The organism is Kocuria sp. CPCC 205258 (assembly GCF_040981005.1).
GTDB lineage: Bacteria > Actinomycetota > Actinomycetes > Actinomycetales > Micrococcaceae > Kocuria > Kocuria rosea.
Genome location: NZ_JAVKPS010000010.1, coordinates 64065 through 89100 on the forward strand (window position 1 = coordinate 64065; position 25036 = coordinate 89100).

Consider the following 25036-nt stretch of genomic DNA (forward strand, 5'->3'; position numbering starts at 1 on the left):
GACAGTGGTTCCCGCTCCTCCCCAGGTCCCGCGCGAAGCCTTACGGTGTCCGACCACGGCGATACCGTGGAACACGAAAAGACCAGCAGCAACGGTTCCGGCCGCACCGGCGGAACCCCCCGAACACGAGGTGGACCATGGCAGCCAAGGGCAGCAACAAGCAGAGCGCCGACCAGCAGTTCGGCAGCGACCGCGAGAAGGCTCTCGAGACCGTTCTCGCGCAGATCGACAAGAACTACGGCAAGGGCTCGGTCATGCGTCTGGGCGACCGCCCGGCGACCAAGATCGAGACCATCCCCACCGGGTCCATCGCGATGGACGTCGCGCTGGGCATCGGCGGGTTCCCGCGCGGGCGCGTCGTGGAGATCTACGGCCCGGAGTCCTCCGGCAAGACGACCGTGGCCCTGCACGCGGTCGCCAATGTCCAGAAGGCCGGCGGGATCGCCGCCTTCATCGACGCCGAGCACGCCCTCGACCCCTCCTACGCCGAGAAGCTCGGCGTGGACACCGACAGCCTGCTGGTCTCGCAGCCGGACACCGGTGAGCAGGCCCTGGAAATCATGGACATGCTCGTCGGCTCCGGATCCATCGACATCATCGTCATCGACTCGGTGGCGGCCCTGGTGCCCAAGGCCGAGATCGAGGGCGAGATGGGCGACAGCCACGTGGGTCTGCAGGCCCGCCTCATGAGCCAGGCGCTGCGCAAGATCACCGGCCGGCTCTCCCACTCGAACACCACCGCGATCTTCATCAACCAGCTGCGCGAGAAGATCGGGGTGTTCTTCGGCAGCCCCGAGACCACCACCGGTGGCAAGGCGCTGAAGTTCTACGCCTCGGTCCGCGTGGACGTGCGCCGCATCGAGACCCTCAAGGACGGGGCCAACCCGGTGGGCAACCGGACCCGCGCCAAGATCGTCAAGAACAAGATGGCGCCGCCCTTCAAGCAGGCCGAGTTCGACATCCTCTACGGGGAGGGCATCTCCACCGAGGGCGGGCTCATCGACATGGGCGTGGAGCACGGCATCGTCAAGAAGTCCGGGGCGTGGTTCACCTACGAGGGGGACCAGCTGGGGCAGGGCAAGGAGAACTCGCGCCGGTTCCTCAAGGACAACCCGGAGCTGGCCGAGGAGATCGAGCGCCGGATCCTGGTGAAGCTCGGGGTCGTCGAGGAGCCGGAGACCGCCGAGGAGACCGCGGAGGAGCAGCCCGTGACCGGGTTGCCCACCGAGGTCGCCGGCCCGGCCTTCTGAGCGGGTCCGTGACCGAGAGCCCGTACGACCGCCGGCGCCGCCGGTCCTCCGCCCGCCACCGCGGGCCGGAGGGCCCGGCGGCGTCGTCGTCCTCGGCCCAGGACCCCGAGCCGGACGCCCGGGAGGTGGCCCGGGCGATCGTCCTGCGCCAGCTCACCGCCTCGGCGAAGAGCCGCAGGCAGCTCGAGGACAAGCTCGCCGACCGCAACGTCCCCGAGGACGTCGCCCGGGAGGTGCTGGACCGGTTCGAGGAGGTCGACCTCGTCGACGACGCCCAGTTCGCGGAGCTCTACGTCCGCTCCCGGGCCGGCTCACGCAAGCTCTCCCGGTCCGCGATCCGGCGGGAGCTGGCCACCCGCGGCGTCACGGGGGAGATCGCCGAGTCGGCACTCGAGCAGCGCACCGACGAGGACGAGCGGGCGGACGCCGCCGAGCTGGTGCGCCGCAAGCTCCCCGCCGGGGCCGAGCTCACCGACCGCGCCGAGCGGGACAGGGCCGTCCGGCGGCTGGTCGGGATGCTCGGGCGCAAGGGCTACCCGCCCGGGCTGGCCTTCGCCGTGGTGAAGGAGGAGCTCGAGGCGCGCTCCGGTGCTGCGGTCCAGGACGACGAGATGGGCGAGGAACACCAGGAGACCCCGTGACCGGGACCGCCCCGTACAATTGTCCGGTGATGTCGACCCCCGCAGCCCTTTCCCCGGACCCGACCGCGTCCTCCGGCGCACCCGCCCCGCGCTCCTACGAGGTGCGCACGTTCGGGTGCCAGATGAACGTCCACGACTCCGAGCGGATCACGGGTCTGCTCGAAGCCGCCGGCTACGTCCCCGCCGCCGGCGGCGAGCCGGACCTCGTGGTGTTCAACACGTGCGCCGTGCGCGAGAACGCCGACAACAAGCTCTACGGCAACCTCGGCCAGCTCGTGCCCGCCAAGAAGCGCAACAAGGACCTGCAGATCGCCGTCGGCGGCTGCCTCGCGCAGAAGGACCAGGACACCATCCTCGAGCGGGCGCCGTGGGTGGACGTCGTCTTCGGCACCCACAACATCGGCTCCCTGCCCGCCCTGCTGGAGCGCTCGCGGCACAACGCCGAGGCGCAGCTGGAGATCCTCGACGCCCTCGAGGTGTTCCCCTCGACGCTGCCCACCAAGCGGGACAGCGCCTACTCGGGGTGGGTCTCGATCTCCGTGGGCTGCAACAACACCTGCACGTTCTGCATCGTCCCGTCCCTGCGCGGCAAGGAGAAGGACCGGCGGCCCGGGGAGGTCCTCGCCGAGGTGCAGGCCCTCGTGGACGACGGGGCGGTCGAGGTCACGCTCCTGGGGCAGAACGTGAACTCCTACGGCGTGGAGTTCGGGGACCGCGGGGCGTTCGCCAAGCTGCTGCGGGCGTGCGGGCAGATCGAGGGCCTGGAGCGCGTGCGCTTCACCAGCCCGCACCCGGCCGCGTTCACCGACGACGTCATCGACGCCATGGCGGAGACCCCCAACGTCATGCCGCAGCTGCACATGCCCCTGCAGTCCGGCTCCGACCGGATCCTCAAGGAGATGCGCCGCTCCTACCGCTCGAAGCGGTTCCTCGGGATCCTGGACACGGTCCGCGAGCGCATCCCAGAGGCCGCGATCACCACGGACATCATCGTGGGCTTCCCGGGGGAGACCGAGGAGGACTTCCAGGCCACCCTCGACGTCGTGGCGGCCTCCCGCTTCTCCTCGGCGTACACGTTCCAGTACTCCGTCCGGCCCGGCACCCCCGCGGGGGAGATGGCGGACCAGGTGCCGAAGGCCGTGGTGCAGGAGCGCTTCGAGCGGCTCGTGGCGCTGCAGGACCGGATCGCCGCGGAGGAGAACCGGGCGGTGGTCGGCCGGCAGGTCGAGCTGCTCGTCACCGCGGAGGCCGGCAAGAAGTCCGAGCAGACCCACCGGCTCTCGGGCCGCGCGCGGGACCAGCGGCTCGTCCACTTCTCCGTCCCGGAGGGCGCCGAGGTGCCGCGGCCCGGCGACTTCGTGACGGTCGTCGTCACCGGCGCCGCCGCCTACCACCTCGTCGCCGACCCCCGGTCCCCGCAGGACTACGCGCTGCGGCGCTCGCGGGCCGGGGACGCCTGGGACCGCCGCCAGGCCGAGTCCTGCGGGGTCCTCGCCGCCCCGGGCGCCGCCGGTCCCGGGCCCGTGAGCCTGGGCATGCCGGGCCTCCCCGTCCGGTGACCCGCTCGGAGCTGCCGGTTCTCGCCGTCGTCGGGCCCACGGGCACCGGCAAGACCGCCCTGGGCGTCGAGCTCGCCCTGCGGCTGGGCGGGGAGGTCGTCAACGCCGACTCCATGCAGTTCTACCGCGGGATGGACATCGGCACCGCCAAGGCGACCGCGGAGGAGCGGCGCGGGGTGCCCCACCACCTCCTCGACGTCCTCGACGTCACGGAGGAGGCCTCGGTCGCGGACTTCCAAGGCGCCGCCCGGACCCGATTCGCGCAGATCCGCGCCCGCGGCCGGGTCCCCGTCCTGGTGGGCGGCTCGGGACTCTACGTGCGCGCGGCCCTGGACGTGCTCGAGCTGCCCGGCACCGACCCCGCGGTGCGGGCCCGGATCGAGGACGAGCTCGCGGCGCGGGGCCCCGGCGCCCTGCGGGAGCGGCTGCGCCAGGTGGATCCGGCGTCCGCCGCCCGGCTGCAGGACGAGCGGCGGCTGGTGCGCGCCCTGGAGGTGTGGGAGCTCACCGGCCGCCCGTTCACGTCCTTCATGCCCCGCCGCGAGCACGTGGAGCCCACGGTGCAGATCGGCCTGGACCTCGAGCGTGCCGCGCTGCACGACCGGCTCGCCCGCCGGGTCGGGGCCATGGTCGAGGCCGGCCTGGAGACCGAGGTGCGCGCCCTGGCGGCCCGCGGGCTGCGCGAGGGGCGCACGGCCTCCCGGGCCCTGGGCTACGGCCAGTTCCTGGACGTGGTGGATGGCCGCGCCACCGTGGCGGAGGCGGCCGAGGCCACCGTGGTGGCCACCCGCCGCTTCGCCCGCCGCCAGCGGACCTGGTTCCGTGCGGACCCCCGGGTGCACTGGCTGGACCCGTCCGCGCCCGGCCTCGCGGGGCGCGCCGTGGACGTTGTCGAACGGGTCGCGGCCGGGGGCTGAACCGCGGACCCGGCCGCGGACCGGCGGCCGGGTCCGCGTATCATGGCCGGGTGACTTCCGCCCAGAGCCCCACCGCCCAGCACGAGGACACCCGCCCCGCCCCGGACACCGCCCCCGGCGCCGACGCCGGCCCCTGGGGGGAGCTCCGGGGCCGCGACTTCGCCAAGGGCCACGGCACGGGCAACGACTTCGTGCTGCTGACCGACCCGCACGCGGAGCTGGCCCTGGACGCCGAGCTGGTGACCCTGGTGTGCGACCGCCACCGCGGCATCGGGGGGGACGGGCTGATCCGCGCCGTGCGCTCCGAGGCGATCCCCGAGGGGCGGGCCGTCCTCGAGGCGGCGCCGGACGCCGAGTGGTTCATGGACTACCGCAACAACGACGGCTCCGTCGCCGAGATGTGCGGCAACGGGGTCCGGGTCTTCGTCCACTACCTGCTCCAGCGGGGCCTCGCCGCGGTCCCCGAGGGGGACGTGCTGCGCATCGGCACCCGCGCCGGGGTGAAGACCGTGGCCCGCACCGACTCCGGCTACGCCGTGGACATGGGGCCGTGGACCTTCCTCGACGGTGACGCGGCCCGGTCCCGCGGCTCGGACGCCGTCGTGACCGCCGAGGGGCTGAAGGTGCCCCGCCCCGCGCTGTCGATCGGCATGGGCAACCCGCACACCGTCGTGGCGCTCGCGGAGGGGGAGAAGCTCGATCAGCTGGGGCTGCACACCGCTCCCGTCGTGCGCCCGGAGCCCGTGGACGGGACCAACGTCGAGTTCGTGGTCCCCGCCGACGGCGACGACGACGGCGTGGGCCGGGTGCGGATGCGCGTGCACGAGCGCGGGGTGGGCGAGACGCAGTCCTGCGGGACGGGCGCGTGCGCCGCGGCGGCGGCGACCCGCTTCTGGGGCGGCGCCACGGCCCCCGACCAGTGGCTCGTGCAGGTGCCCGGCGGGATCGTCTCCGTGACGTTCGTCCCGGCGCCCGACGGCGCCGAGCACGTGGTGCTGGCCGGACCGGCCGTGCTGGTGGCCGACGGCACCTTCGTCTGAGGCCTGAGGCCTGAGGCCTGAGGCCTGAGGTTCGTGGGGTGGGACCCGGCCCGGTGCCGGTCGCTCAGTCCCGCCGTTCGACGAGCAGGACCCGGAACCCCTTGTCGGTCGTGTGCCGGGAGACCCGGAAGCCGCCGCCCAGCGCGGTGCCGAGCCACTTCTGCAGCGAGTCCGCTCCGAGGTTCTTCTGCACCACCAGCCACGCCGTGCCGCCCTCGGCCAGCCGCGGCAGCCACTGGAGGAGCAGCTCGTGCAGCTGCTGCTTGCCGATCCGGATGGGCGGATTGGACCAGATGGTGTCGAAGCGCCGCTCCGCGGGCACCTGCTCCGGCAGCAGCGCCTCCACGCCGGTCAGGCCCAGGGCCGCCGCGTTGTCCCGGGTGAGCCCGAGCGAGCGCTCGTTGACGTCCACGGCCGTGACCCGGGCCCCCGGGGCGGCCCCGGCCAGGCTCAGCGCGATCGGGCCCCACCCGCAGCCGATGTCCAGCAGCTCCGCCCCGGCGGGGTCGGGAACATTTTCCAGCAGCACGGACGTTCCCTTGTCGAGACCCCGCGGGCTGAACACCCCGTTGGAGGTCTGCAGCGAGACCTCCCGCCCCCGCAGCCGCACGGCCACGGACCGCCGCACCTCGGGGACCGAGGGGTCCTCGGAGAAGTAGTGCTCGGTCCCCGGGTTGGGGGTTGCCGGGCCGGCCACGGGATCGGGGGAGTCGGGAGGCGGTGCCATAGCGCCCCATGCTACCGACAGCGCCCGCCCCGCACGTACCGGGAACCGGCGCGGAGCCCGGCGGAACGCCCGGCTCCGACGCCGGGATGTCCGGCTCCGCCACTAGAATGTACTGATCAGCATCCCGTCCGAAAGGAACCATGACCCACCCCCGTGAAACCCCTGCCGAGCCCCGCGACGCCGCGGAGCCCGAGAACGGCCTGAGCCGGCAGGACCTGGAGGACGTCGTCGAGCGCGTGCTGTCCCGGGCCCGGGCCCGGGAGCAGGCCGCCGGGCAGGACACCGCCCCCGAGGACGACTCCACCGCGCCGGGCCGGTTCTCCGGCCGGGCCCGAGAGCTGGCCGACGCCGAGGACGGGCACACCGTCCACGACGGCGACCAGCAGGACCTCGAGGAGCGCCGCGCCCTGCGCCGCGTCGCGGGCCTGTCCACCGAGCTCGAGGACGTCACCGAGCTCGAGTACCGCCAGCTGCGCCTGGAGCGCGTGGTGCTGGCCGGGCTGTGGACGGAGGGCACGCTCGCGGAGGCCGAGAACTCCCTGCGCGAACTGGCCGCGCTCGCCGAGACCGCGGGCTCCGAGGTGCTGGACGGCATCGTCCAGCGCCGGCTCAAGCCGGACCCGGCCACGTACCTGGGCTCGGGCAAGGCCAAGGAGCTGCGGGACATCGTCGCCGCGACCGGCGCGGACACCGTCGTCGTCGACTCCGAGCTCGCCCCCTCCCAGCGGCGCGGGCTGGAGGACGTCGTGAAGGTCAAGGTCATCGACCGCACGGGTCTGATCCTCGACATCTTCGCCCAGCACGCCAAGTCCAAGGAGGGCAAGGCCCAGGTCGAGCTCGCCCAGCTCGAGTACCTGCTCCCGCGCCTGCGCGGCTGGGGCGAGTCCCTGTCCCGCCAGGCCGGCGGTCGCGCCGCCGCCGGTGAGGGCATCGGCTCCCGCGGCCCCGGTGAGACCAAGATCGAGCTGGACCGCCGGCGCATCCGCACCCGCATGGCCAAGCTGCGGCGCGAGATCGCCGCGATGAAGCCGGCGCGCGAGACCAAGCGGCTCAACCGCCGCCGCCACTCCGTGCCCTCGGTGGCGATCGCCGGCTACACCAACGCGGGCAAGTCCTCGCTGCTGAACCGGCTCACGGACGCGGGCGTGCTCGTGGAGAACGCCCTGTTCGCCACGCTGGACCCCACGGTCCGCCGCGCGCAGACACCGGACGGCATCGGCTACACGCTCTCGGACACGGTCGGCTTCGTCCGCTCGCTGCCCACGCAGCTCGTCGAGGCGTTCCGCTCCACCCTGGAGGAGGTCGCCGACTCCGACCTCATCCTGCACGTGGTGGATGCCTCCCACCCGGACCCGGAGGGCCAGATCCGCGCGGTGCGCCAGGTCTTCACGGACATCGACGCGCAGAACATCCCCGAGATCATCGCCCTGAACAAGGTGGACGCCGCCGACCCGTTCGTGGTCGAGCGGATCAAGCAGCGCGAGCGCAACGTGGTCGTGGTCTCGGCCCGCACCGGGGAGGGCATCGAGGAGCTCCGGCAGCGGATCAGCGAGTCCATCCCGCGGCCCGAGACGGTGCTGGACCTGCTCGTGCCCTACCAGCGCGGCGACGTGGTCAGCCGGCTGCACGACTGGGACGCGGAGATCCTGCGCACCGAGCACCTGCCCGAGGGCACCCACCTGCTCGTGAAGGTCCGCGAGGACCTCGCGGCCGAGCTCGCGGAGTTCGCCCCCGAGCGCGCTCCCGGCTTCGGCGCCGAGAGCGCCTGAGCGCGTGGCCGCCGCATTCGTGGACGAGTCCGGGCATGACGTCTCGGGCGTGCGCCCGGAGACCCTGCCCGGGGCCAAGGACTCCCTGGCCCTGCTGGACACCGCCGTGACCGCGATGGGCGGGCAGGTCCGGGACGGGCAGCGGCTGATGACCGCCAAGGTGGCCGAGGCCCTGGACCGGGGCCGGCACCTGCTGGTCCAGGCGGGGACCGGCACCGGCAAGTCCCTCGCGTACCTGGCCCCGCTCGTGGAGCACGCCCAGCGCGCGGACAAGCCGGTGGTCGTGGCCACCGCGACGCTGGCGCTGCAGTCGCAGATCGTCGGCCGGGACGTGCCGCGCCTGCTGGCCGCCCTCGAGGGCGAGCTCGAGCGGGACGTGGACGTGGCCCTGCTCAAGGGCCGCAGCAACTACGCGTGCCTGCACAAAATCGAGGGCGGCTACCCGTCCGACGACGAGCCCGGCGCGCTCTTCGCGCTGCCCGACGCCGCCCCGCACCCCGGCCCGCCGCAGCCCGAGGCCGCCGAGAACCCCGGGCGGCTCGGCCAGGAGGTCCAGCGCCTGCGCGAGTGGGCCCGCGAGACCGGGACCGGCGACCGGGACGAGGTGCTCCCCGGGGTCAGCGACCGCGCCTGGCGCCAGGTGTCGGTCACGGCGAAGGAGTGCCTGGGCCGCAGCTGTCCCCTGGTCGAGGACTGCTTCGCGGAGCTCGCCAAGCAGCGGGCCGGTGAGGCCGACATCGTCATCACCAACCACGCCCTGCTCGCGATCAACGCGTTCGAGGGCATCACGGTGCTGCCCGAGCACGACGTCGTGGTCATCGACGAGGCCCACGAGCTCCAGGACCGGGTGACGGGCGCCGTCACCGGACAGCTCTCCGCGGCCATGGTCCGCTCGGCCGCCGCGTCCGCGCGCAAGCACACCTCCGCGAGCCCCGACTCGCTCACCGCCGGGGCCGCCAACCTCGAGGTCGCCCTGATGGGCGCTCCCGCCGAGCTGCTGCACCGCGGCCTCGGGGACGCCCAGGCGGCGGCCGTGGCCCAGATCCGGGACGCCGCCCGCACCGTGATGACCGAGTCCAAGGCCGGTCCCGGGGAGAAGGACGGGGACGCCGGCCGGCAGATGGCCCGCTCCCGGGTGAGCGACGTCCTCGACCTGGCCGAGCGGATCCTCGCCGCCGAGGAGCACCGCGAGGTGCTGTGGATCTCGCGGCAGGGCGGCTGGGAGCCGGGCCGCGGCTACGTGCCCGCGGAGGACACCGACCCGGCGACCCTGCACGTGGCCCCGCTCAGCGTGGCCGGCACCCTGCGGGAGGGGCTCTTCGACGGGCGCACCGTGGTCCTCACCTCCGCCACCCTGTCCGTCGGCTCGTCCTTCGACTCCGCCGCCGGCGCCCTCGGCCTGCGGGGCGAGGGCGCCCCGCGCTGGGAGGGCGTGGACGTCGGCAGCCCGTTCGACTACCCGAAGCAGGGCATCCTCTACCTCGCCAAACACCTGGAGAAGCCCGGCCGCCGGCTCACGGAGGCCCAGCTGGACGAGATGCTGGCCCTGCTGGAGGCCTCCAGGGGCGGGGCCCTCGGGCTCTTCTCCTCCCGCCGGGCGGCGGAGGAGGCGGCCGAGGCGCTGCGCGGGCGCACCGACCTGCCGATCCTGTGCCAGGGGGAGTCCTCGCTCGCGGGACTCGTCCAGGAGTTCACCGACGACCCGTCCACGAGCCTGTTCGGCACGATGAGCCTGTGGCAGGGCGTCGACGTCCCGGGGGCCTCGTGCCGGCTCGTGATGATCGACCGGATCCCCTTCCCGCGCCCGGACGACCCGCTGGCGAGCGCCCGCAGCCGCGCCGCGGAACGGGCCGGCGGCAACGGGTTCATGTCCGTGTCCGCGACGCACGCGGCCGTGCGGCTCGCCCAGGGGGCCGGGCGGCTCATCCGCGCGGGCGGTGACCGGGGCGTCGTGGCGATCCTGGACTCCCGGATCGCGACCGCCCGCTACGGCGGCTTCCTCCGCGGGTCCCTGCCGCCGCTGTGGACCACCACGGACCGCCAGGTGGTGCTCGGCGCCCTGCAGCGGCTCTCCGTGGACTGAGCACGTCCCGCTGCCGCCCGGGGTCTGCCCGGACCGCGCCGGGCCCGCACGGGGTGCGGACAGCAGGGTGTCCGGACGGCGGCCGGCCCGGACGGCAACGGGCCCCCCGCCGGCGGCGGAGGGCCCGGGTCCCGGGCGTGCGGCGGCTCAGAGGCTGCGCAGCACCGAGACGACCTTGCCCATCACGGTGGCGTGGTCGCCGAGGATCGGCTCGTAGCGCGTGTTCTGCGGCAGCAGCCAGGTGTGGCCGTCCCGCTGGCGGAAGGTCTTGACCGTGGCCTCGTCGTCGAGCAGGGCGGCCACGATGTCACCATTGTCGGCGGCGCTCTGCCGGCGCACCACCACCCAGTCGCCGTCGCAGATCGCGGCGTCGATCATCGAGTCGCCCTTGACGCGTAGCATGAACAGCTCGCCGTGCCCGACCAGCTGGCGGGGCAGCGCGAGGACGTCCTCCACGGACTGCTCGGCCGTGATCGGCCCGCCGGCGGCGATGTGGCCCACCAGGGGGACCATCGTCACGTCCGCCGAGGTGGACAGCTCGGCCACGGCATTCTGGGCGGCGGGACGAGCGGTCCGACCCGTCGGTGCCGCCGGGGCCTCCTCCGACGGCTCGGCGGACTCCGCCCCGGCGGTCCCGCGCAGCTGCAGGGGAGTGAGCACCTCCATGGCCCGCGGGCGCTTGGGGTCGCGGCGCAGATAGCCCAGCTTCTCGAGCTGGGCGAGCTGGTGGGTGACGCTGGAGAGCGAGGCCAGGCCCACGAGGTCCCCGATCTCCCGCATGGACGGCGGATAGCCGTGCTCGGCGATGGAGCGCTGGATGGCCTCGAGGATGGTGCGCTGGCGCACGGTGAGCCCGCGGCTGCGCGAGCGTGCCCCGGGGCGGGCGCCCCGGGCGCGGGGCTCCTCGGGGGTGGGGGGCTGGGCCATGGGAGCGTCGTCCTTTCCCGTCCGGCTGCAGGTGCCGCAGCCGGTCTGCGCGGTCCCGGTTCCGATGTCGGACCCGGGTGGTTCGATGGGTCCCGGTCGGCAGGCGCAGGGGGTCCGCAGCGCGCGCCGGCCGGGGGCCCGAACCTGTCCTCAGCCTAGGCGACACGCCGTGTGTGTTCAAACATATGTACGACTCGCTGTCGACAGCATTCGCAGACACGTGCTAGACATGGGTCATCGGTATTCGAAAGTATGTTCGATCGAATGGAGGCCCGCGAGGGTCGTCGACCGGACCGGTGTTCGAGATCGCCCGCTCCGTGCGGGAACGTCAAGGAGTTCATGTCATGAGTGCCAGTGCCACCCTCACCGCCGTCGTCGCCCGCCGCCGCGAGTCCGCAGGATCCGCCCGGGGGCTCGGCCGTGCGCTCCGGCGGGCCCGTCCCGCCCGCTCCGCGTCCCGCACCCCGCTGACCCTGACCCGCCGCGGCCGCCTGGTGTTCCTGGGGCTGCCCGTCCTGGCCGGCTCCGCCGCCCTGGTGGTGCTCGCCGTGATCTTCCTCGTCCCCTCGACGGCCACGGCCACGAGCGCACCCGTCCCGGGCCCCGGGACCGAGCGGACCACCGTGTTCCCCGGGCAGAGCCTGTGGGAGCTCGCCGTGGCGGCCGGCCCGGACCGGGATCCGCGGGAAGTCATGGACGAGATCGTGGAGCTCAACGACCTGGACAGCTCCGTGCTCGTGGCCGGCCAGCTCCTCGAGGTCCCGGCCGCCTGAGCCGCCCGCCCGATCAGCACGCCCCGATCTGCACGCCTCGGGCGGAGCACTAAACTGTCCGGGTGACGCAGAACCTGGACCGACTCAACGCCCTCCCGCTCCGCGACGACCTGCGCGGCAAGACGCCGTACGGCGCCCCGCAGCTCGACGTCGCCGTGGCGCTCAACACCAACGAGAACACCCATCCGGTCCCGGCGGACGTGCACGCGGCGATCGTCCGGGAGGTCACCGAGGCGGCCTGGACCCTCAACCGGTACCCGGACCGCGAGTTCACCGCCCTGCGCGAGGAGCTCGCCGCGTACCTCGGCCACGGGCTCGGGCCCGGGAACCTGTGGGCGGCCAACGGGTCCAACGAGATCCTGCAGCAGATCCTGCAGGCCTTCGGCGGCCCGGGCCGCACCCTGCTCAGCTTCGTCCCCACCTACTCGATGTACCCGCTGCTGGCCTCCGGCACCCACACCGGCTTCGTCGCCGGGGAGCGGGCGGCGGACTTCGGCCTGTCCGCGGAGTCCGCGGCCGAGCAGGTGCGCCGGCACCGCCCCGACGTGGTCTTCCTCTGCTCGCCCAACAACCCGACCGGCACCGCGCTGGGCTCGGACGTGGTCACCGCCGTGTACGAGGCGGGGGAGGAGCTCCGCACCGTCGTGGTGGTCGACGAGGCGTACGCGGAGTTCTCCCACGGCGGCACCCCCACCGCGCTCACGCTGCTCGAGGGCCGGCCCCGGCTGATCGTCTCCCGCACCATGAGCAAGGCGTTCGCGCTCGCCGGCGCCCGCCTCGGCTACTTCGCGGCGGCGCCGGAGGTCGCCGACGCCGTGCGCCTGGTCCGGCTGCCGTACCACCTCTCCGCCGTCACCCAGGCCACGGCCCTGGCGGCCCTGCGCCACTCGGAGTCGCTGCTGGCCAACGTGGAGGACATCAAGGTCCAGCGCGACCGGATCGTCGACGAGCTCAAGCGGATCGGGCTGGAGCCGGCCGAGTCGGACTCCAACTTCGTGTTCTTCGGCGGCATGGAGGACTCCCGGGCCGTGTGGGGGGAGCTGCTCGAGGACGGGGTGCTCGTGCGGGACGTCGGGATCCCCGGCCACCTGCGCGTCACCGCCGGCACCGAGGAGGAGACCACCGCGTTCCTGACCAGCATGGAGCGGATCGTCTCCGGCGGCTGAGGGGCCCCGGGGCCGGGTCCTCCCGACCCGGATAGCATGGAGGCAGACCACCACCACCGGGCCCGGGGCGCCGCCGCGCGTCCCGGCCCGGACCACCCGCGGCCCACCGACGGCCGTGCCGCGCCCGCGAGGAGTTCCCACCGAATGAGCGACCAGACCACCACCGGCACCCGTGCGCCCCGCCGCGCCGCCCTGGAGCGGCGCACGAGCGAGTCCACGGTGTCCGTCGAGATCGACCTCGACGGCACCGGCGAGAACGACATCGACACCTCGGTGCCCTTCTACGACCACATGCTCACCGCGCTGTCGAAGCACTCCCTGATCGACATGCGGATCCGGGCGACCGGGGACACCCACATCGACGTCCACCACACCGTCGAGGACACCGCGATCGTCCTCGGGGACGCCCTGCGCCAGGCGCTGGGCGAGAAGGCCGGGATCCGCCGCTTCGGCGAGGCCACCGTCCCGCTGGACGAGGCCCTGGCCAACGCCGTGGTCGACATCTCCGGCCGGCCCTACGCGGTGCACACCGGCGAGCCGGAGGGCCAGCAGTACCACCTCATCGGCGGGCACTTCACCGGCTCCATGGTCCAGCACGTCTTCGAGTCCCTGGCCCACCACGCCGGGATCTGCCTGCACGTCACGCTGCTGGCCGGCCGGGACCCGCACCACATCGCCGAGGCCCAGTTCAAGGCCCTGGCCCGCGCGCTGCGCCAGGCCGTGGAGCCCGATCCCCGGGTCCGCGGCATCCCGTCCACGAAGGGGGCCCTGTGAGCACCGACGGCACCACCGCGACCGACGGCGCCGCCCGGCCCACCGTCACGGTCCTCGACTACGGCGCCGGCAACGTGCGCTCGGCCGTGCGCGCCCTCGAGGCCGCCGGCGCGGACGTGGTGCTCAGCGCCGACCCCGAGGCGGTGCTCGACGCCGACGGCCTCGTGGTCCCCGGCGTCGGCGCGTTCGCCGCCGTCATGGACGGTCTGCGCTCCGTGGACGGGCTGCGCCTGATCGGCCGCCGCCTCGCCGGAGGACGGCCCGTGCTGGGCATCTGCGTGGGCCTGCAGGTCCTCTTCGACTCCGGGGTGGAGCACGGCCAGGAGACCGAGGGCATGGGCGAGTGGCCCGGCGTCGTCGAACGGCTGAAGGCCGACGTCGTCCCGCACATGGGCTGGAATACGGTCGACCCGCCCGAGGGCAGCGTCCTGTTCCGGGGCATCGAGGACCAGCGCTTCTACTTCGTGCACTCCTACGGGGTGCAGGAGTGGGACTTCCCGCAGAGCATCCAGAAGATGCGGCCGCCGCAGGTCACCTGGTCCGACCACGGCGGGCGCTTCATCGCCGCCGTGGAGAACGGGGCCCTGTGCGCCACGCAGTTCCACCCCGAGAAGTCCTCCGAGGCCGGCATCCAGCTGCTGCGCAACTGGCTCGGCACCCTGCCGCGCACGGGACGCCTCGACCACCTCAAGGCCGGCGACCCCCTCGGCGGGGACACCCTGGCCGGCCGGCCGACCCTGGAGAGCCAGGACGGCGCCGCGTGAGCGCGGCCGTCGTCGTCATGGTGCTCGGGGCGTTCGTCGCCGGCGGCGCCATCTCGTTCCACCAGCAGCGCAAGCCGCTGTGGACGGTGGTCCTCCTGGCCGCCGTCGCGGCGGCCCTCGTCGGCTACGGCTGGTACGCCTGGTTCCAGGGCCGCTGAGCCCCGGGACCGCCCCGAACGCCCGCACACCCGCACCCGAGCACCGAGAGAGAAGAGAACCCATGTCCCTGAGCGTGACCCCCCGCCTCCAGCTGCTGCCCGCCGTCGACGTCGCGGACGGCCAGGCCGTGCGCCTGGTCCAGGGCGAGGCCGGCTCCGAGACCGGCTACGGCGACCCGCTCGAGGCCGCCCTCGCGTGGCAGGAGGCCGGCGCCGAGTGGATCCACCTCGTGGACCTCGACGCCGCCTTCGGCCGCGGCGACAACATCGACGTCCTCCGCCGCGTGGCCGCCGAGCTGGAGCTGAAGGTCGAGATGTCCGGCGGCATCCGCGACGACGACTCGCTGGAGCGGGCGCTGTCCCTGGACCCCGCGCGGATCAACCTGGGCACCGCGGCCCTGGAGAACCCCGAGTGGACGCAGAAGGTCATCGCCGAGCACGGCGACGTCATCGCGGTGGGCCTCGACGTGCGGGGCACCGTGCTCGCCGCCCGCGGCTGGACCGAGGAGGGCGGGGACCTCTGGGAGGTCCTGGACCGCCTCGAGGAGCACGGCTGCGCCCGCTACGTGGTCACCGACGTCACCAAGGACGGCACCCTCAAGGGCCCCAACCTGGAGCTGCTGCAGGAGGTCGCGACCCGCACCGACAAGCCCGTGGTCGCCTCCGGGGGGATCTCCTGCCTCGAGGACCTCGCCGCCCTGCGCACCCTGGTGCCCTCCGGCGTCGAGGGCGCGATCGTGGGCAAGGCCCTCTACGCGGGCCGCTTCACCCTCGAGGAGGCCCTCGACGTGGCGGGCCGGCCGGGAGCGCGGTGACCGAGCGGCCCCTGCCGGCGCACATCGCCGCCCAGCTCGCGGGCGCGGGCGGCACGGAGGACACCGGCGGCCAGGCCTGGGCCGGGCGCGACCTGGGAGAGGGCACCAGCCACACCCACCGCTTCCCCGACGACGACGGCGCCGCCGCCCCGGCCGTGCTGCAGGCCCTCGAGGACCTGCGCGCGGGGAGGGGGGACGAGTCCGCGGTGGTCGCCGCGCTGGCCGGGACCCGAGTGTTCGTGCCCGTCGTGGCCGAGGTCTCGGCCTCGACCGTGACCGAGGCCGGTCTGGTGGCCGACAAGGAGGCGGACATGGCGCTCGTGTCCCTGCGGGCCGCGGACGGCCGGCAGGTGCTGCCGGTCTTCACGTCCACCGCGGCGCTCGCGCACTGGCACGCCCGGGCGCGTCCGGTGGCCACGGACGTGCGCCGGGCGGCCGTGGCCGCGGTCAAGGACGGCACCCAGCTGCTCGTGCTCGACCCGGGCACGGAGCTCCCGTTCGTCGTGCGCCGCCCGGCCCTCTGGGCGCTGGCTCAGGGCAGGACCTGGACGCCCTCCTACCGCAGCCCGGCGGTCGGGGCGGCCGTGCGGCGCTGCGCCGAGGACCTGCCCGGGGTGCTCGGCGTGGGGACGGCCCCCGGCGACGGGGTGGCCGTGCGCGCCGCGGACGGGGCGGTCGTCCGGGGCGGTGGGGCGGGCCCCGAGCTGGCCGTGGTGCTGTCCCTGCGCGCCGGGCTCGACCGGGCGCAGCTGGACGACGTCGTCGCCCGCTTCCAGGCCCGGCTGAGCGTCGAGCCGGCCCTCGCGGAGGACGTGGACTCGATGCAGCTGCGTCTCACGACGGCGGGCTGACCCGGGGAACCCGGATCAGCCCGCGGCACTCGTGGTGATGGTCCTCAGTTGACGGGACCCGTGAACCGCTCGCCGGGTCCCTGGCCGGGGGCGTCCGGGTAGCGCGAGGCCTCCCGGAACGCGAGCTGCAGGGTGCGCAGGCCGTCGCGCAGCGGAGCGGCGTGCTGCGATCCGATCTCCGGGGCCGCGGCGGTGACGAAGCCGGCCAGCGCGGTGATGAGCTTGCGCGCCTCGTCGAGGTCCTTGAGCTCCTCCGCGTCCTCGCCGGCGGCGAGACCGCACTTCACGGCGGCGGCGCTCATGAGGTGCACGGCCGCGGTCGTGATGACCTCGATGGCGGGGACCTCCGCGATGTCGCGCATCTGCTCGTCGACGGCGCTGACCGTCTCCTGCGGGATCTCCTGGCCGGACCGTGCGGCGTCGTCGTCGAAGCGGAAGGTGTTCTCGGAAGTCATGTCCCAACTCTGCCACACCGCTGTCCGCCGCCCGGACCGTCTCGGCCCCGCCGGCACTATCCTGCTGGGGAGGCCGGGGGACGGCCGGGAGGAGGCGGGGACGCCGTGTGGATCGGGTGGATCGAGTTCGACGTGCTCCTGGGGGACGTGCACTCCCTGAAGGGCAAGCGCTCCGTGGTGCGGCCCCTCGTCGCGGAGCTGCGCCGCAGGTTCCCCGTGACCGCGGCCGAGGTCGGCCACCTGGAGCTCCACCGCCGGGCCCTGGTGGGCACCGCCGTGGTCGCGGCCGACGCCGCCCGCCTCGTCGAGGTCCTCGACGACGTCGAGCGCTTCGTCGCCGCCCGGCCGGAGACGGAGCTGCTCTCGGCCCGCCGGGCCCTGCACAGCACTGAGGACGAGTGACAGCGCGCACGCCCGCCGTTTCCCGAACCGTCGGCCCATGGGCTAGACTCATCGGCAGTGTGCAAGTGGAGGAGACTCCCACCCGCGCCGGCCACGGTCCCCGATCCGCTCGGACGACCTGATCATGGCCGCCGGGTCCGCGACGACATCGTCCGCACGACGGCACGGCCGGGAGTTCCCGCGTCCGCTCCGTCACGCAGCGCGCCACCCCCGGGTGGCGCACCGATGAGCCTCCGCTTGCCGACCGCAGCGGGGGCTTTTGTCGTTGCGGACCGGACCGAACCATGAGGTCCCCGGAAACCTCCGGGCGACCACGCAGAACATCAGGAGCACGGCATTAGCGATCCACGTATCAATGACAGAATCCGAGTCCCCGAAGTCCGTCTCGTCGGACCCGCAGGCGAGCAGGTCGGCATCGTCCGCGTCGAGGACGCACTGAGGCTGGCCCGCGAATCGGATCTCGATCTGGTCGAGGTGGCGCCCAACGCCAAGCCGCCGGTGGCCAAGCTCATGGACTTCGGCAAGTACAAGTACGAGGCCGCGGTCAAGGCCCGGGAGTCGCGCAAGAACCAGACGAACACGGTCCTCAAGGAGGTCCGGTTCCGGCTCAAGATCGACACCCACGACTACGAGACCAAGGTCGGCCACGCCAAGCGGTTCCTCGGGGCCGGCGACAAGGTCAAGGCCATGATCCAGTTCCGCGGCCGCGAGCAGCAGCGCCCCGAGATGGGCGTCCGCCTGCTCGAGCGCTTCGCGAACGACGTCGCGGAGGTCGGCGCGGTCGAGTCGAGCCCCCGGGTCGACGGCCGCAACATGGTGATGGTCGTGGGCCCGCTGAAGAACAAGGCCGAGGCCAAGGCCGAGGCGCGCCGCCAGAAGCAGCGCGACGAGGCGAAGGCCGAGAACGAGCGCAAGGCGAAGGACAAGATCGACACGTCCTCCGCGGCGCCCGTGACCCAGTCGATCGGGGACGCGTTCCCGGCCGAGCTGCGCGAACGGGCCGGGCAGGCCGAGGAGCCGGTGCAGCAGCCGGCCCCGGAGCCCGAGGTCCAGGAGCCGACACCGGCCCCCGAGGTCCCGGAGACGGCGCAGGCCGCCGCCCCCGAGCCCGAGGCCGTCGAGACCCCGGAGCCCGAGGTCGCGGAGGCGCCCGAGGTCGTCGAGGCCCCGGCGCCGAAGGCCGCCCCGAAGCCGCCGGCCCCGGCGCCCAAGGCCCCGGCCGCGGCGCCGAAAGCCCCCCGGCCCGGCCCCAAGCCGGGCGCCAAGCCCGGGCCCCAGGCCTGAGCGGCGCACGACCTTCCGCGCGAGCGGAGCAGAACTGACAGCGCCCCGCGGCGCGCAGCCGGTCCCGGTTGCGCCCAGGGGCACCGTGGAGGTGCGGCGGACGTCGCCGTGCCCTCCGGTGGCCACCACCGGAAGAAACGCAAGGAGAGCGGCCACATGCCGAAGATGAAGACCCACAGCGGGGCGAAGAAGCGCTTCAAGCTCACCGGTACCGGCAAGGTGAAGCGCCAGCAGGCCAACCGCCGCCACTACCTGGAGCACAAGTCCTCGCGGCTGACCCGCCGCCTGGCCTCCGACCAGATCGTGGCCCCCGGCGACGCCAAGGTCATCAAGAAGATGCTGGGCAAGTAGTCCCCACCGCATCCCCCGGGGAGTCCGACTCCCCGCCCCGCACAGATTTGACCTCCCGGCCGAGCGGCCGGGACCGAAGTGAAGGAGTACACACGTGGCACGTGTGAAGCGGGCGGTCAACGCCCACAAGAAGCGCCGGGAAATCCTCGAGCAGGCCTCCGGCTACCGCGGCCAGCGCTCGCGCCTGTACCGCAAGGCGAAGGAGCAGGTCACCCACTCGTTCGTCTACAGCTACAACGACCGCCGGAAGCGCAAGGGCGACTTCCGCCGGCTGTGGATCCAGCGCATCAACGCCGCGGCCCGCGCCAACGGCCTGACCTACAACCGCTTCATCCAGGGCCTCAAGGCCGCCGAGGTGGAGGTCGACCGCCGGATGCTCGCCGAGCTGGCCGTGAACGACCAGCAGGCGTTCGCCGGTCTGGTCGAGATCGCGAAGAACGCCCTGCCGGAGGACACCTCCGCGCCGCGCGAAGCCGCCGCCTGAGCACAGTCGGAGCAGTGAACCTCACGGAGCGCCTGGCCGCCCAGCCGATGTCCAACCCCCGAGCCGATCGGGTCAGGGACGTCGCGGGACTGGCCGGGCGCTCCGCGCGTTCCAAGCGCGGGCTGTTCCTCGCCGAGGGCCCGCAGAACGCCCGCGAGGCCCTCGCCCGGCACCCGGAGTCCCCGTGCGTGGACGCCGTCTACGTCACCGAGGACGCCCTGGGCCGCCACCCGGACATCGCCGCGCTCCTCGAGCACGTGGCCGAGGACCGCTCCGTGTTCGTGCGCCTCGTGACGCGGGAGGTCCTCGCCGCGATGAGCGACGCGGTGACGCCGCAGGGCGTCGTCGTCGTGTGCCGCCCCCTCGACGCGGACCTCGGGGCCGTGCTCGCCGCCCGGCCGCGGCTCGTGGCCGTGCTGGCCCGGGTCCAGGACCCCGGCAACGCCGGCACCGTGCTGCGCGCGGCGGACGCCGCCGGCGCGGACGCGGTGGTGCTCACCGCCGGCAGCGTGGACGTCTACAACCCCAAGACCGTGCGCTCGACCGCCGGTTCCCTCTTCCACCTGCCCGTCGTCGTGGGCGCCGACCTGCCCGCGCTGCTCGGGGCCGCCCGCGCCGCCGGGTGCGGCGTGCTGGCCGCCGACGGCCACGGGGACGTCGACCTCGACCGCCTCCAGGACGCCTCCGCCGCCCGGGCCGCCGGCGCGGACGGGGTCGACACCCCCTACGACCTGGCCCGCCCCACCGTGTGGCTCTTCGGCAACGAGGCCCGGGGACTGTCCGAGGAGGAGAAGGCGCTGGCCGACCACCGCGTCGCCGTGCCGGTGCACGGCCGGGCGGAGTCCCTCAACGTGGGCACCGCCGCCACCGTGTGCCTCTACGCCTCGGCCCGGGCCCAGCGGCGCCCCGGCGCCGGGGACGGGCACTGAGCCCGTGACCGCACCGCTGCCCGCCGCCTACCGCACCCAGGTGGTCGGCGCCGCCCTCCTCGACGACGCGGACCGCCCCACGGCCTTCCTCGCCGCGCAGCGGGCCTACCCCGAGGCCCTGCGGGGCCTGTGGGAGTTCCCCGGCGGCAAGCAGGAGGCGGACGAGAGCTGCGAGCAGGCCCTGGTGCGGGAGTGCGCCGAGGAGCTCGGCGTGGACGTCCGGCTGCTCGCGGAGGTGCGCGGACCGCACGCCCAGGGCTGGCCGCTCAAGGACACCGCGGCGATGCGAGTCTGGACGGCCGTGGCCGCCGGCGGCGACCCCCGGCCCGTGGTGGGGGAGGACCACCTGGCCGTGCGGTGGCTCCCGCTCGACGACCCCGCCGCCGCGCTCGAGCTCGCCTGGATCCCGGCCGACCTGCCGATCGTGCACGGCCTGCTGGACCACCTGCGGGGCTGACCCGGTCCGTGCCGGCCGGGGTGGGTCAGGTGGCGGCGCGCGGGTCAGCCGTGGTGCCGGGGGGGCGGGGGCGTAGCCGCCGTCGGCGAGACCGGCCCCGATCTCGAAGGGGTTGCGGTGCGCCGGGTGCCCGCAGCGCAGCACCGACCACCCCGCGGCCAGGAGGTAGGCCGGCAGGAAGGGCAGGCCCAGCCACTGCGCCCACTGGGTCGCGTGGCGGGACTCGTGGGCCACGAGCCGGGGGCGGGCCGCGACGTCGTCGATCCCGGCGCGGAACAGGACCACGTTGCCCACGGTGAACGCCCCGGCCCGGGGCAGCCGGGGCCGGTAGCCGAAGCCCAGGATCAGCCCCTCCGGGCCGTGGACCACCTTGGTCCGGGAGGCCGCGGCGACCAGCAGCCCCAGCGGGGTGGACAGGTTCGCCATGTTCCACACCTGCCGCAGGCGCGCCGCCCGGCTCGGTTCGGGTGTCATGGCACCAGCCTAGATCCGCTCGGCGCACCCCGTCCGGGCCGACGATCGCCACGCCTGCGATCACCCGGGCACGGAAGCAGCGGGGCAGCGCCGGCACTCCTCCGTGCCGGACCGCGCCGCGCTCCGGTACCACCGGGTCGTCGACGTGCCGGAGAAGCGGTGGGCGGACCCTGCGGACCGTGCCATAGACTGGAACACGCCCGCGATCCGTGCCGATCCGGGCTTTCCCGTGCTCCATGTCCCACGGACCGTGGGACGGCGTGCGCGGACGACCCCGTCCCCGAGCCGAAGAAGTCGCCAGCTGATGTCTGAACTGCCACCCGAGACCGCCCCGAGCGGCGCGGTCGACCCGACCGACGAGGCCGCGGTCGCCGCGGCCGTGGAGGCGGCCCTGGCCGCCGTCGGAAACGCCCAGGACCTCGACGAGCTCAAGGAGGTCCGGCTCGCCCACGCGGGGGACCGGTCCCCGCTGGCGCTGGCCAACCGGCAGATCGGCTCCCTGGACAAGTCGCAGAAGTCCGCGGCCGGCAAGCTGGTCGGCCAGGCCCGCGGCCGCGTCAACCAGGCGGTCGCCGCCCGCACCACGGTGCTGGAGGAGGAGCGGGACGCCCGGATCCTCGTCGAGGAGGCCGTGGACGTCACCGCCGCCGGCCGGCGTCGGCGCCTGGGCGGGCGGCACCCGCTGACCAACCTCATGGAGCGCGTCGGCGAGACGTTCGTGGCCATGGGCTGGGAGGTCGCCGACGGCCCCGAGGTCGAGTCCGAGTGGTACAACTTCGACTCCCTCAACTTCAAGCCGGACCACCCCGCCCGGGAGCTGCAGGACACGTTCTTCGTGGACCCGCCCGGGGCGCACCTCGTGCTGCGCACGCACACCTCGCCGGTGCAGATGCGCACGCTGCTCAGCCGCGAGCTGCCGGTCTACGTCGTCGTCCCGGGGCGCACCTACCGCACCGACGAGCTCGACGCCACGCACACCCCGGTCTTCCACCAGGTCGAGGGTCTGGCCGTGGACAAGGGGCTGTCCATGGCCGACCTCAAGGGCACGCTCGAGCACTTCGCCCGGCAGATGTTCGGCCCGGAGGCGAAGATCCGGCTGCGGCCCAACTACTTCCCCTTCACCGAGCCGTCCGCCGAGCTGGACGTGTGGCACCCGAACGCCAAGGGCGGGCCGCAGTGGATCGAGTGGGGCGGCTGCGGCATGGTCCACCCGAACGTGCTGCGCGCGGCCGGCATCGACCCCGAGGTGTACTCGGGCTTCGCGTTCGGCATGGGCATCGAGCGGACCCTGATGTTCCGCAACAACGTCCCCGACATGCGCGACATGGTCGAGGGCGACGTCCGCTTCAGCGAGCACTTCGGGATGGAGATCTAAGACATGCGAGTTCCTTTGTCATGGCTGCGCGAGCACGCCCCCGTCCCGGCGGACGCGACCGCCGAGGACGTCCTGGCCGCCCTGGTGACGGTGGGCCTCGAGGAGGAGGACGTGCACCGTCCCGCGGACCACCTGAAGGGCCCGGTCGTGGTCGGCCAGGTGCTGTCCAAGGAGCCGGAGACCCACTCCAACGGCAAGACCGTCAACTGGTGCACCGTCCGCGTGGTCCCCGAGGGCCAGGAGCAGACCCTGACCGGCGAGGGCATCGACCCCTCCGGCGTGCAGGGCGTGATCTGCGGGGCCCACAACTTCGAGGTCGGGGACAAGGTCGTCGTGACCCTCCCCGGCGCCGTCCTGCCCGGGGACTTCAGGATCTCGGCGCGCAGGACCTACGGCCACACCTCCGCCGGGATGATCGCCTCCGTCCGGGAGCTCGGCATCGGCGAGGACCACGACGGCATCCTGGTGCTCTCGACCCTCGGCCTGGACCCGGAGCTCGGCACGGACGCCCTCGAGCTGCTCGGCCTCCACGACGAGGCCGCCGAGATCAACGTGACCCCGGACCGCGGCTACGCGTTCTCGATCCGCGGCGTGGCCCGCGAGTACTGCCACGCCGTGCACGAGCCCTTCACCGACCCGGCCGGGACCGTGGCGCCCCGGGTGCCCGCCCCCACCGCGGACGGCTTCCCCGTGGCCGTCGAGGACGACGCCCCGATCCACGGCAACCCCGGGTGCACCCGCTTCGTCGCCCGCACGGTGACCGGCATCGACGCGAGCGCCCCCACACCCCCGTGGATGTCGGCGCGGCTGCGCCTGGCGGGGATCCGCTCGATCTCCCTGCCGGTGGACGTCTCCAACTACGTGATGCTCGAGCTCGGCCAGCCGCTGCACTTCTACGACCTCGGGGCGCTGACCGGCGGCATCGGGGTCCGCCGGGCGGCGCCGGGCGAGACCCTGACCACCCTGGACGGCAAGCGGCGCACCCTGGACCCCGAGGACCTGCTGATCACCGACGGGTCCGGGCCCATCGGCCTGGCCGGGGTCATGGGCGGGGCGGCCACCGAGGTCTCGGACGCCACCGTCGACGTCCTCGTGGAGGCGGCCCGCTTCGACGAGGTCTCGATCGCCCGCACCACCCGCCGGCACCGGCTGCCCTCCGAGGCGTCCAAGCGCTTCGAGCGCGGCGTGGACCCGCAGATCGCCCCGGTGGCCGCCCAGCGCGCCGTGGAGCTGCTGGTGGAGCTGGCCGGCGGCACGGCCGGGCCCGGGGTCACCGACGTGGACGCCACCACCGCCCCCGCGCCCATCGAGCTGCCCTGGGACCACCCGAGCCGCCGCACGGGCGTGGAGTACACGGCGGAGCAGGTCGTCGCGACCCTCACCGAGCTCGGCGCGCAGGTGGAGGCCACCGACGACGGCTGGCGCGTCGTGCCCCCGTCGTGGCGGCCCGACCTGGTCGAGAAGGAGGACCTGGTCGAGGAGATCGCCCGCCTCGTGGGCTACGACGCGATCCCCTCGCGGCTGCCCGTGGCGCCCCCCGGGCGCGGCCTGACCGCCGAGCAGCAGGCCCGCAAGCGGGTGGCCGACGCGCTCGCGGCCGCCGGGCTGACCGAGGTGCTCGCCTACCCGTTCGTCGCGCAGGCGGACAACGAGCTGTGGGGCGCCCCCGAGCCCGGGGTCCCCGTGCCGTCGGTGAAGCTGGCCAACCCGATCAGCGAGGCCCAGGGGATGCTGCGCGTGTCCCTGCTCCCGGGCCTGCTCGAGGTGCTGCGGCGCAACACCTCCCGCGGCTTCCGCGACCTGGCGCTCTACGAGGTCGGGCGCGTCTTCCGCCCCGGCGAGCAGCTCGGCAGCGCGAGCATCCCGCCGCTGGGGGCGCGCCCGGACCCGGCGGTGCTCGAGGAGCTCGAGGCCGGCCTGCCCGCCCAGCCGCGCCACCTCGCCGCGGTCCTCGCCGGCAAGGACGCGGCCGAGGGGCCGTGGACCGCGCCGCGCGCGTTCGACTGGCAGGACGCCCTCGACATCGCCCGGCTGGCCGCCGAGGTGCTGGGGGTCGAGCTGACCGTCCGCCAGGGCACCCACCAGGCGTTCCACCCGGGCCGCACCGCGGTGCTCGCCACCGCCGACGGCACCCCGCTGGGCTACGCGGGCGAGCTGCACCCGCAGCTCGTCGCCGCGCAGGACCTCCCCGAGCGGACCGTGGCGATGGAGCTGAACCTCAGCTCGCTCACCGCGGCCGAGTCCGGGGTCGTCCAGGCGCGCCCGATCTCCGGCTACCCGGCGGCCACGCAGGACGTCGCGCTCGTGGTGGACGCCTCCGTGCCGGCCGCCGAGCTGCGGGCCGCGCTCGAGGAGGGCGCCGGGGAGCTGCTCGAGGACGTCCGCGTCTTCGACGTCTACCAGGGCCCCGGCATCGAGGACGGCCGGAAGTCGGTCGCCTTCGCGCTGCGCTTCCGGGCCCCCGACCGCACGCTGACCGCGGACGAGGCCTCCGCCGCCCGCGAGGCGGCCGTCTCCGTCGCCGCCGAGCGCCACGGCGCCGTGCTCCGCGGCTGAGCGGTCCCGCCCGGACGGCCCGCCCCTCCGGGGGCGGGCCGTCCGTCGTCCCCGC

The 25036-nt window shown here is 74.3% G+C and carries 25 protein-coding genes; 22 read left to right on the forward strand and 3 right to left on the reverse strand.

The annotated features are described in order from the left end of the window. The first annotated feature begins 137 nt into the window (after positions 1-137). From recA to dapF, 5 genes are read left to right on the forward strand one after another with little or no spacing between them, the layout of a single operon-like run. Positions 138-1250, forward strand: coding sequence for a recombinase RecA (gene recA, locus RF644_RS15260; protein ID WP_017832910.1), 1113 nt, complete (start codon positions 138-140; stop codon positions 1248-1250). An 8-nt stretch (positions 1251-1258) separates the two neighbouring features. Further along, positions 1259-1891, forward strand: coding sequence for a regulatory protein RecX (locus tag RF644_RS15265; RefSeq protein ID WP_368797121.1), 633 nt, complete (start codon positions 1259-1261; stop codon positions 1889-1891). Between the two features lie 29 nt (positions 1892-1920). Then, on the forward strand, positions 1921-3450 hold the full coding sequence (gene miaB, locus RF644_RS15270; protein ID WP_368797149.1) for a tRNA (N6-isopentenyl adenosine(37)-C2)-methylthiotransferase MiaB: 1530 nt from the start codon (positions 1921-1923) through the stop codon (positions 3448-3450). Continuing rightward, complete coding sequence (gene miaA, locus RF644_RS15275; RefSeq protein WP_368797122.1) at positions 3447-4367, forward strand: tRNA (adenosine(37)-N6)-dimethylallyltransferase MiaA; 921 nt, start codon at positions 3447-3449, stop codon at positions 4365-4367. The genes miaB and miaA overlap by 4 nt, the downstream gene beginning before the upstream one ends. A 50-nt stretch (positions 4368-4417) precedes the next feature. Then, positions 4418-5407: a diaminopimelate epimerase gene (gene dapF / locus RF644_RS15280; protein ID WP_109243418.1), complete on the forward strand. Its 990-nt coding sequence runs from the start codon at positions 4418-4420 to the stop codon at positions 5405-5407. Between the two features lie 64 nt (positions 5408-5471). Here dapF and RF644_RS15285 read toward each other — a convergent pair whose 3' ends face one another. Beyond that, on the reverse strand, positions 5472-6134 hold the full coding sequence (locus tag RF644_RS15285) for a class I SAM-dependent methyltransferase (RefSeq protein ID WP_368797123.1): 663 nt from the start codon (positions 6132-6134) through the stop codon (positions 5472-5474). A gap of 140 nt (positions 6135-6274) precedes the next feature. On the opposite strand from RF644_RS15285, the gene hflX reads away from it, so the two are divergent. Together hflX and RF644_RS15295 are read left to right on the forward strand one after the other, a co-directional pair. Further along, positions 6275-7903 (forward strand): GTPase HflX, encoded by a 1629-nt coding sequence (hflX, locus tag RF644_RS15290; protein ID WP_017832904.1) that lies wholly within the window; start codon positions 6275-6277, stop codon positions 7901-7903. Positions 7904-7907: 4 nt separating this feature from the next. Then, on the forward strand, positions 7908-9986 hold the full coding sequence (locus tag RF644_RS15295) for an ATP-dependent DNA helicase (protein WP_368797124.1): 2079 nt from the start codon (positions 7908-7910) through the stop codon (positions 9984-9986). A gap of 147 nt (positions 9987-10133) precedes the next feature. Here RF644_RS15295 and lexA read toward each other — a convergent pair whose 3' ends face one another. Further along, positions 10134-10913 (reverse strand): transcriptional repressor LexA, encoded by a 780-nt coding sequence (lexA, locus tag RF644_RS15300; RefSeq protein WP_368797125.1) that lies wholly within the window; start codon positions 10911-10913, stop codon positions 10134-10136. A 344-nt stretch (positions 10914-11257) separates the two neighbouring features. On the opposite strand from lexA, the gene RF644_RS15305 reads away from it, so the two are divergent. From RF644_RS15305 to RF644_RS15335, 7 genes are all read left to right on the forward strand, one after another. After that, positions 11258-11686, forward strand: a complete 429-nt coding sequence (locus RF644_RS15305) for a LysM peptidoglycan-binding domain-containing protein (RefSeq protein WP_368797126.1) — start codon at positions 11258-11260, stop codon at positions 11684-11686. 62 nt (positions 11687-11748) lie between these two features. Next, positions 11749-12852, forward strand: coding sequence for a histidinol-phosphate transaminase (locus RF644_RS15310; protein ID WP_368797127.1), 1104 nt, complete (start codon positions 11749-11751; stop codon positions 12850-12852). A 144-nt stretch (positions 12853-12996) separates the two neighbouring features. After that, positions 12997-13626: an imidazoleglycerol-phosphate dehydratase HisB gene (hisB, locus tag RF644_RS15315; protein ID WP_017832899.1), complete on the forward strand. Its 630-nt coding sequence runs from the start codon at positions 12997-12999 to the stop codon at positions 13624-13626. Continuing rightward, on the forward strand, positions 13623-14390 hold the full coding sequence (gene hisH / locus RF644_RS15320; protein WP_368797128.1) for an imidazole glycerol phosphate synthase subunit HisH: 768 nt from the start codon (positions 13623-13625) through the stop codon (positions 14388-14390). The genes hisB and hisH overlap by 4 nt, the downstream gene beginning before the upstream one ends. Beyond that, positions 14387-14548: a hypothetical protein gene (locus RF644_RS15325; RefSeq protein WP_017832897.1), complete on the forward strand. Its 162-nt coding sequence runs from the start codon at positions 14387-14389 to the stop codon at positions 14546-14548. The genes hisH and RF644_RS15325 overlap by 4 nt, the downstream gene beginning before the upstream one ends. A 62-nt stretch (positions 14549-14610) precedes the next feature. After that, the gene (gene priA / locus RF644_RS15330; protein WP_368797129.1) at positions 14611-15363 is read left to right on the forward strand and encodes a bifunctional 1-(5-phosphoribosyl)-5-((5-phosphoribosylamino)methylideneamino)imidazole-4-carboxamide isomerase/phosphoribosylanthranilate isomerase PriA; all 753 of its coding nucleotides are present in this window, start codon (positions 14611-14613) and stop codon (positions 15361-15363) included. After that, positions 15360-16214 carry an SseB family protein gene (locus tag RF644_RS15335; protein WP_368797130.1) on the forward strand — a complete coding sequence of 285 codons (855 nt, stop codon included), beginning with the start codon at positions 15360-15362 and terminating at the stop codon, positions 16212-16214. The genes priA and RF644_RS15335 overlap by 4 nt, the downstream gene beginning before the upstream one ends. A 44-nt stretch (positions 16215-16258) precedes the next feature. Here the strand turns inward: RF644_RS15335 and RF644_RS15340 are convergent, their stop codons facing one another. Beyond that, entirely contained in the window at positions 16259-16669 is a 411-nt protein-coding gene (locus tag RF644_RS15340; RefSeq protein WP_144836326.1) for a DUF1844 domain-containing protein, read from the reverse strand. Between the two features lie 105 nt (positions 16670-16774). Here RF644_RS15340 and RF644_RS15345 point away from each other — a divergent pair, with 105 nt between their 5' ends. The 8 genes from RF644_RS15345 (at position 16775) to pheT (ending at position 24981) form a co-directional block, all read left to right on the forward strand. Next, positions 16775-17071 (forward strand): DUF503 domain-containing protein, encoded by a 297-nt coding sequence (locus RF644_RS15345; protein ID WP_017832893.1) that lies wholly within the window; start codon positions 16775-16777, stop codon positions 17069-17071. A gap of 351 nt (positions 17072-17422) precedes the next feature. Next, positions 17423-18355, forward strand: coding sequence for a translation initiation factor IF-3 (gene infC, locus RF644_RS15350; RefSeq protein WP_368797150.1), 933 nt, complete (start codon positions 17423-17425; stop codon positions 18353-18355). A 156-nt stretch (positions 18356-18511) separates the two neighbouring features. Then, positions 18512-18706 carry a 50S ribosomal protein L35 gene (gene rpmI, locus RF644_RS15355; protein ID WP_017832891.1) on the forward strand — a complete coding sequence of 65 codons (195 nt, stop codon included), beginning with the start codon at positions 18512-18514 and terminating at the stop codon, positions 18704-18706. Between the two features lie 94 nt (positions 18707-18800). After that, positions 18801-19190 (forward strand): 50S ribosomal protein L20, encoded by a 390-nt coding sequence (gene rplT / locus RF644_RS15360; RefSeq protein ID WP_031282709.1) that lies wholly within the window; start codon positions 18801-18803, stop codon positions 19188-19190. Between the two features lie 14 nt (positions 19191-19204). Beyond that, the gene (locus tag RF644_RS15365; RefSeq protein ID WP_368797131.1) at positions 19205-20119 is read left to right on the forward strand and encodes a TrmH family RNA methyltransferase; all 915 of its coding nucleotides are present in this window, start codon (positions 19205-19207) and stop codon (positions 20117-20119) included. 4 nt (positions 20120-20123) lie between these two features. Further along, on the forward strand, positions 20124-20576 hold the full coding sequence (locus RF644_RS15370) for a (deoxy)nucleoside triphosphate pyrophosphohydrolase (RefSeq protein WP_368797132.1): 453 nt from the start codon (positions 20124-20126) through the stop codon (positions 20574-20576). A gap of 778 nt (positions 20577-21354) precedes the next feature. Then, entirely contained in the window at positions 21355-22425 is a 1071-nt protein-coding gene (pheS, locus tag RF644_RS15375) for a phenylalanine--tRNA ligase subunit alpha (protein WP_115162550.1), read from the forward strand. 3 nt (positions 22426-22428) lie between these two features. Continuing rightward, complete coding sequence (gene pheT, locus RF644_RS15380; RefSeq protein ID WP_368797133.1) at positions 22429-24981, forward strand: phenylalanine--tRNA ligase subunit beta; 2553 nt, start codon at positions 22429-22431, stop codon at positions 24979-24981. The last annotated feature ends 55 nt before the right edge of the window (positions 24982-25036 follow it).

Bases quoted from the DNA above. Each gene is read 5' to 3' on its own strand.
- rpmI (WP_017832891.1), top strand. From the start codon at position 18,512: ATGCCGAAGATGAAGACCCACAGCGGGGCGAAGAAGCGCTTCAAGCTC.
- RF644_RS15285 (WP_368797123.1), bottom strand. From the start codon at position 6,134: ATGGCACCGCCTCCCGACTCCCCCGATCCCGTGGCCGGCCCGGCAACC.
- priA (WP_368797129.1), top strand. From the start codon at position 14,611: ATGTCCCTGAGCGTGACCCCCCGCCTCCAGCTGCTGCCCGCCGTCGAC.
- miaB (WP_368797149.1), top strand. From the start codon at position 1,921: ATGTCGACCCCCGCAGCCCTTTCCCCGGACCCGACCGCGTCCTCCGGC.
- hisB (WP_017832899.1), top strand. From the start codon at position 12,997: ATGAGCGACCAGACCACCACCGGCACCCGTGCGCCCCGCCGCGCCGCC.
- pheT (WP_368797133.1), top strand. From the start codon at position 22,429: ATGCGAGTTCCTTTGTCATGGCTGCGCGAGCACGCCCCCGTCCCGGCG.
- RF644_RS15340 (WP_144836326.1), bottom strand. From the start codon at position 16,669: ATGACTTCCGAGAACACCTTCCGCTTCGACGACGACGCCGCACGGTCC.
- lexA (WP_368797125.1), bottom strand. From the start codon at position 10,913: ATGGCCCAGCCCCCCACCCCCGAGGAGCCCCGCGCCCGGGGCGCCCGC.
- recA (WP_017832910.1), top strand. From the start codon at position 138: ATGGCAGCCAAGGGCAGCAACAAGCAGAGCGCCGACCAGCAGTTCGGC.
- pheS (WP_115162550.1), top strand. From the start codon at position 21,355: ATGTCTGAACTGCCACCCGAGACCGCCCCGAGCGGCGCGGTCGACCCG.
- hflX (WP_017832904.1), top strand. From the start codon at position 6,275: ATGACCCACCCCCGTGAAACCCCTGCCGAGCCCCGCGACGCCGCGGAG.
- RF644_RS15305 (WP_368797126.1), top strand. From the start codon at position 11,258: ATGAGTGCCAGTGCCACCCTCACCGCCGTCGTCGCCCGCCGCCGCGAG.